Annotated in this window: 4 protein-coding genes; 3 read left to right on the top strand and 1 reads right to left on the bottom strand. The window is 73.6% G+C overall.

Going from position 1 to position 3872, the window contains the following annotated elements:
* Nucleotides 1-40: 40 nt before the first annotated feature.
* Entirely contained in the window at nucleotides 41-628 is a 588-nt protein-coding gene (locus ACWEVO_RS32170; protein WP_452311209.1) for a general stress protein, read from the bottom strand.
* A 121-nt stretch (nucleotides 629-749) separates the two neighbouring features.
* Here ACWEVO_RS32170 and ACWEVO_RS32175 point away from each other — a divergent pair, with 121 nt between their 5' ends.
* The 3 genes from ACWEVO_RS32175 to ACWEVO_RS32185 form a co-directional block, all read left to right on the top strand.
* On the top strand, nucleotides 750-2582 hold the full coding sequence (locus ACWEVO_RS32175) for a glycoside hydrolase family 15 protein (protein ID WP_452311210.1): 1833 nt from the start codon (nucleotides 750-752) through the stop codon (nucleotides 2580-2582).
* Complete coding sequence (locus ACWEVO_RS32180) at nucleotides 2579-3358, top strand: glucose 1-dehydrogenase (protein WP_452311211.1); 780 nt, start codon at nucleotides 2579-2581, stop codon at nucleotides 3356-3358. Before ACWEVO_RS32175 ends, ACWEVO_RS32180 begins: the two co-directional genes overlap by 4 nt.
* A gap of 49 nt (nucleotides 3359-3407) precedes the next feature.
* On the top strand, nucleotides 3408-3872 hold a 465-nt coding region (locus tag ACWEVO_RS32185; RefSeq protein ID WP_452311212.1), incomplete at its 3' end, for a metallophosphoesterase family protein.

Here is a 3872-nt window from a genome sequence, read left to right on the forward strand (position 1 = left end):
CCGGCGCGACGGGCACGCCGGGGCGGCGGGGCAGGAGCGCTCAGCGGGCGGTCACGCCGGACGGGGTCAGGTGCATCCGGCCCAGCAGCTGGCGGGCCTGCTCGGCCACGTCCGACTCCACCGTCACCGCGTACTGGCTGGCCCGTAGGGAGCTCGCGGAGGTGAAGTCGCGCTGGCCGCCGCTCATCGCGTGCGCCACCGCGCCAAAGACGGCACCCCAGATCGCGCCGATCACCAGGCCGGCCAGGATCACCGCGACCCAGTTGCCGACGGTGAAGATGCCGAAGAGCAACCCGATGAAGAGGCCGAACCAGGCCCCGGTACCCGCGCCCACCAGGGCGGCCCGACCCGTGGTCAGCCGGCCCATCACCGTCTCGACCAGGGTCAGGTTCGTCCCGACGATCGCCGTCCGTTCCACCGGGAACCGGTTGTCGGCCAGGTAGTCCACCACGCGCTGCGCGGACGGGTAGTCCGGATACGACCCGATCGTGACGGTCGGCGGACCCGTCTGCGGTCCGTGTCCGTCCCCGCTCGGCGCGGCCGGACGACCGCCCGGACCGGACGGGAGGTTGTCGCCACCCGGCATCCCGGGTCGCCAGGCCGCGGACGGAGTCGAGGGTCTGGTCATGAGGATCCTCCTTCGTCAGCCCGTCGCGTTCCCACCGCCGCCGGCCGGTAACGCGCCCCGCGGGACGGATCGCTCGCCTCGAACCGGGCATGCGGGCGAGGCGGGCCGGGTAGACACCGCCGTGCCACGGATCAACGACCACGGGTTCCTCGCGGACGGGCGCAGCGCGGCGCTGGTCGACCGGGACGGCGCGGTGAACTGGTGGTGCCCCGCCCGCTTCGACGGCCCCTCGGTCTTCGGGCGGCTGCTCGACGACGACGCCGGGCACTGGAGCATCCGGCCCGAGGGGCGGTACACCAGCGAACGGTCCTACCTGGACGACACGCTGGTGCTGCGTACCGTCTTCACCACCGCGACCGGCACCGTGGCCGTCACCGACGCGCTGGCGCTGGAGACCGGCGCGCGCGGCCACGACATCGCCCTCCGATCGCCACGGGTCCTCGCCCGGGTCGTCCAGGGGCTCTCCGGCGAGGTGCCGATGCGGGTGGAGTACCAGCCCCGCTTCGAGTACGGCCGGGTCCGTGCCTACCTGGCCGAGACCGACGGGGTGATCGAAGCCACCGCCGGCGCCTGCCACCTCCAGTTGCGCGCCAACGTGCCGATGAGCTGCGGCGACGCGGCGGCGTCGGGCCGCTTCACCGCCCGGGTCGGCATCGCCCACCACTTCACTCTCGGCTACGCCGCGACCTACGGCGGTGGCCCGCCCGCGCTGCCGGACGCCGACGAGGTGGTGGCCGAGACGGCGGCCGGCTGGCGGTCCTGGGCGGGGCTGCACGACTACCGCGGGCTCCACCGGGACCAGGTACGACGCAGCGCGCTGGTGGTGCAGGGCATGACCTACGGCCCGAGCGGGGCGGTCGTCGCGGCCGCCACCACCTCGCTCCCCGAGGAGCTGGGCGGGGACCGCAACTACGACTACCGCTACGTCTGGGTACGCGACTTCAGCCTGACCCTGCAGGCGCTCTGGCTGGCCGCCTGCCCCGACGAGGCGAACCGGCAGTTCGCCTGGGTGGCCCGCGCGATGGGGCGGATCGGCGACGAGCCCGTTCCGATCATGTACGGCGTCGAGGGCGAGCGGGACCTCACCGAGCACCGGCTCGAGCACCTCTCCGGGTACGCCGACAGCCGGCCGGTCCTGATCGGCAACGACGCCTGGCGGCAGCGGCAGACCGACGTGCTCGGGGAGATCCTGGACGCCGCCTGGCTGATGCGGCACTACCTCGACCCGATGTCGCCGGATGTCCGCCACCTGCTGCGCGCCCTCGCCGATCAGGCGGTGCGGGACTGGCGCCGGCCGGACGCCGGGATGTGGGAGGCCCGGGACGCCGAGCGGCACTACCTCTCCTCGAAGGTGCAGTGCTGGACCGCGCTGGACCGGGCCGTCCGGTTCGGGCCCCGGATCGGCGACGCCGAGGACGTGGCCCGCTGGGCCGCCGCCCGCGACGAGGTACGCGAGGTGGTGCTGACCCGGGGCTGGAACGAGCGGGTCGGGGCGTACACCGGGGCCCTGGGCTCCGACGACCTGGACGCCTCGGTGCTGATCATGCCGCTGGTCGGCTTCCTGCCCGCCGACGATCCCCGGATGCGCGCCACCGTCGACGTGGTGGAGCGCCGGCTCTCCCGCGACGGCCTGCTGCGGCGCTGGGACGCCGACCCGGCGGGCTTCGTCATCTGCTCGTTCTGGCTGGTGGGCTGCCTGGCCCTGGCCGGCGAGGTGGACCGCGCCCAGCGGCTCTTCGCGCAGCTCGCGGCCCGGGTCAACGACCTCGGCCTCTACGCCGAGCAGATCGACCAGGCCACCGGCGAGCAGCTCGGGAACTTCCCGCAGGCCTTCTCGCACATCGGCCTCATCAACGCCGCCGGCCAGCTCACCGAGGCCGTCGAACGGCTCGGCGGCGCCGCCCGGCACACCGTGCCGGCCGGTACGGCGCTCACGGAGGGAGCACCCGGATGACCGGACGACTGGCGGGCAGGACCGCCCTGATCACCGGATCGGACTCGGGCATCGGCCAGGCCACCGCCATCGAGTTCGGCCGGGAGGGCGCCGATGTGGTGGTGCACTACCTGCATGACCACGCCGGGGCCAACCACACCAAGGCGGAGATCGAGAAGGCCGGCCGGCGGGCCGTGGTGGTGCAGGGCGACATCAGCGTGGAGCACCAGGTGGAAGCGATGTTCGACGAGGCGCTGGCCGAGTTCGACCGGTTGGACATCCTGATGAACGACGCCGGGGTGGACGCCTCCGGCATCCCGGTGGCCGACCTGGACACCGAGACCTGGGACCGGTGCATCCGCACCAACGTCTACGGCACGTTCTTCTGCTCCCGCCGCTTCGTCCGGCACCGCCGGGACCAGGGCGGCGGCGGGAAGATCATCAACATCACCTCCATCCACCAGGAGGTCGCCCGGGCCGGCGGCGCCGACTACGACACCAGCAAGGGCGCGATGCTGGAGTTCGCCAAGAGCCTCGCGCTGGAGGTCGCGCCGATGCACATGAACGTCAACAACATCGGCCCGGGCATGGTGCTCACCCCGTTCAACCAGCGGGCCATCGACGACCCGAAGTACCTGGAGGAGCAGGTGCAGAGCATCCCCTGGAAGCGGGCCGCGATGCCGGAGGAGATCGCCAAGGTGGCGGTCTTCCTGGCCAGCGACGACGCCGACTACGTGACCGGGTCGACGTACTTCATGGACGGCGGCCTGATGCAGAACCAGGGCCAGGGCGCCTGACCGCGGCCCCGGCCCGGCGCGAACCAGGGGGGCGGGGGAGGATCGCAGGGTGGACCTGGTCATCATCGCGGACACGCACGTGCCGAAGCGGGCCCGGGACCTGCCCCCGCCGGTGTGGGCGGCGATCGACGCCGCCGACGTGGTGCTGCACGCGGGGGACTGGGTGGACGTGTCGCTGCTGGACGCGCTGGACCGGCGGGCCCGCCGGCTGATCGGCGTCCACGGCAACAACGACGGGCCGGAGCTGCGCGCCCGGCTGCCCGAGGTGGCCGAGGTCGAGCTGGCCGGGCTGCGGGTGGCGGTGGTGCACGAGACCGGGCCGAAGGCCGGGCGCGAGCAGCGCTGCGCGGCCCGCTTCCCGGACCGGGACCTGCTGGTCTTCGGCCACTCGCACATCCCGTGGGACAGTGTGGCCCCGGGTGGGTTACGGCTGCTCAACCCCGGCTCGCCCACCGACCGGCGGGCCCAGCCCCACGCCACCTACCTGACCGCGCGGGTGGCGGCGGGGCGGCTC

This window comes from Micromonospora sp. NPDC003776 (assembly GCF_053605645.1).